This window comes from Caldisalinibacter kiritimatiensis (assembly GCF_000387765.1).
In the GTDB taxonomy this organism is placed as follows: domain Bacteria; phylum Bacillota; class Clostridia; order Tissierellales; family Caldisalinibacteraceae; genus Caldisalinibacter; species Caldisalinibacter kiritimatiensis.
In genome coordinates this window covers 1-2,401 of the sequence record NZ_ARZA01000158.1, presented here as the reverse complement: position 1 = coordinate 2,401, position 2,401 = coordinate 1, and the positions used below count along the sequence as shown (strand labels likewise).

At 30.9% G+C, this 2,401-nt stretch carries 3 protein-coding genes; 2 read left to right on the top strand and 1 reads right to left on the bottom strand.

Annotated features, from left to right (window positions below; all coding sequences use genetic code 11):
- The first annotated feature begins 192 nt into the window (after positions 1 to 192).
- Positions 193 to 1,119: a radical SAM protein gene (locus L21TH_RS07330; RefSeq protein ID WP_006313018.1), complete on the top strand. Its 927-nt coding sequence runs from the start codon at positions 193 to 195 to the stop codon at positions 1,117 to 1,119.
- A 31-nt stretch (positions 1,120 to 1,150) separates the two neighbouring features.
- Positions 1,151 to 2,023, top strand: a complete 873-nt coding sequence (locus tag L21TH_RS07325; RefSeq protein ID WP_006313012.1) for a pyridoxamine kinase — start codon at positions 1,151 to 1,153, stop codon at positions 2,021 to 2,023.
- A gap of 42 nt (positions 2,024 to 2,065) precedes the next feature.
- Here the strand turns inward: L21TH_RS07325 and L21TH_RS07320 are convergent.
- On the bottom strand, positions 2,066 to 2,401 hold a 336-nt coding region (locus L21TH_RS07320), incomplete at its 5' end, for a cupin domain-containing protein (protein WP_034429688.1).

Below are 2,401 nucleotides of genomic sequence, written 5' to 3'. Positions count from 1 at the left end.
CCTGTATTTAACAGGCTTCTTTTGATTTTTTCTGGAACGATGAACCCGGTTCATCGTTCCAGAAATTAAGAACTGAGAGCTAAGAGCTTTTTTATTACTTAGCTTGAATTTAAAATCCATAGGTAGTAAAATGTTACCAACAGATAAATTATAGTGACGAAATTGTAAAAAATCCAAAGGGAAGTGAAAATTATGTCAGATTATAAGTATGTATTTGGTCCAGTACCATCTAGACGAATGGGAATGTCAATAGGCATTAGTCCAATTCCAGAAAAATATTGTAATTATTCTTGTATATATTGTCAGCTTGGACGTACTAATCATTTAACTAATAAACGTGAAGAGTATTTTAATATTAACGATATAATAGAAGAATTTGAAAAGTATTTAAACGAAGATATTAAATTTGATGTTGTAACAATTGTGGGGGAAGGAGAGCCTACACTATACCTAAAATTAGGTGAGCTTATAAAAGAGTTAAAGAAAAAAACAACTAAACCTGTAGCAGTTATTACTAATGGAGCATTATTATATGATGAAAATGTTAGAGATGGATTAAAAAATGCAGATATAGTTTTACCATCTTTAGATGCAGCAAATGAAGAAAATTTTAAGAAAATAAATAGACCATATGGGAAAATAAAGTATAGTGAAGTAGTAGAAGGGTTAAGAAAGTTTTCTAAGAATTATAAAGGTGAATTGTGGATAGAAACAATGATTATAAAGGATATAAACGATAAGGAGAAAGACTTTATTGAATTTAAGTCGATATTGAATACTATGGAATATGATAGATTATATATTAACACACCAGTTAGACCACCAGCAGAAGATTATGTAAAAGAGCCTTCAAAAGAAGTTATAGAAAAGGCAGTAAAAATACTTGGAGGTATATCTATAAATAGTCTATTGTCTGAAGGATTTTATAGCAGAGTAAAGGATGATTATGAGGCTATAAAAACTATTATAAAAAGACATCCTATGAACCAATATGAGATAACAAGCTTTTTAGAATCTAGAGAGTGCGATAATATTGAGAATATTTTTAATATACTAGAAAAAGATAGTGATATTTCAGTAATTGAGTATAAGACTTATAAAACTTACAGACTAAAGTAAAGGTGAGAAACTAACAAGGGGGAAGAAAAATATGAAACCAGTAAAAAGAGTAGCCGCAATACACGACTTAGCAGGGTTTGGAAGAGCTTCATTAACAGTAATAATACCAATACTATCTACTATGGGGGTTCAAGTATGTCCGGTTCCTACTGCTGTATTATCAACACACACAGGGGGATTTAAGGATTATAGCTTTGTGGATTTAACCGATAGCATGGAGAATTATACTGAACATTGGTATAAACTAGGATTAGAATTTGATTGTATTTACAGTGGATTTTTAGGCTCAGTAAGACAAATAGATATAGTTTCAAAGTTTATTGATGACTTTGGAAATGAAGATAATTTAACTGTTGTTGATCCTGTTATGGGTGATAATGGGAAACTTTACAGCACAATGAGCAATGAAATGATTAAAAATATGAAGAGATTGATAAAAAAAGCTGATATTATTACTCCAAATTATACGGAAGCAGCATTTCTGTTAGGTAAGGAGTATAAAACTGATATTAAGGAAAGCGAGATGAAGCAATGGCTAACAGAACTGGCTGATATGGGACCTAAAAAAGTTATAATTACAAGCGTTCCAGACAGTAGAAATAAGAAAAAAACTAATGTAATAGCATATGATAAAGAGAACGAGAAATACTGGAAGGTTAGTTGTCTGTATATACCGGCTCATTTTCCAGGAACCGGAGATGCGTTTACTAGTGTTATAGTTGGTTCTTTATTACAGGGAGATAGTTTACCTATTGCAATGGATAGAGGGGTCCAATTTATAACTGCGTGTATTAGAGCTAGTTATGGATTTGGATATCCAGAAAGAGAAGGAGTACTATTAGAGCGAGTTTTACAAAATTTAAATATGCCAGTTATGGTAAGTAGCTATGAGATTTTAGAATAGGATAAAAAAGTGGCAGAAAAATTTTTCTGCCACTTTTTAAAATTAAAAACTTGGTGGTGTCATAGCCCAAATAGATACACATTCTTCGGTTCCTATGTTTATATATCTATGATGGATAGTACTATCTAAATAGATGCTATCTCCTTCTTGTAAAATATATTCTTCAAGTTTGGTTTTAACCATAAGCCTACCCTTTATTACTATTCCACATTCTTCACCATCATGGGCAATAAGATCCTTTGTTGAAGAATCGCCAGGTTTTAAAGTAATATGTAAAAATTCAATTTTACGATTTAAGTCAGGACAAAGTAACTCATATATTGCATCTGAATTAGTAGTAATGATTTTTTTTCTTTGATTCTTTTTAACAATAGGATT

Bases quoted from the DNA above. Each gene is read 5' to 3' on its own strand.
- L21TH_RS07330 (WP_006313018.1), top strand. From the start codon at position 193: ATGTCAGATTATAAGTATGTATTTGGTCCAGTACCATCTAGACGAATG.
- L21TH_RS07325 (WP_006313012.1), top strand. From the start codon at position 1,151: ATGAAACCAGTAAAAAGAGTAGCCGCAATACACGACTTAGCAGGGTTT.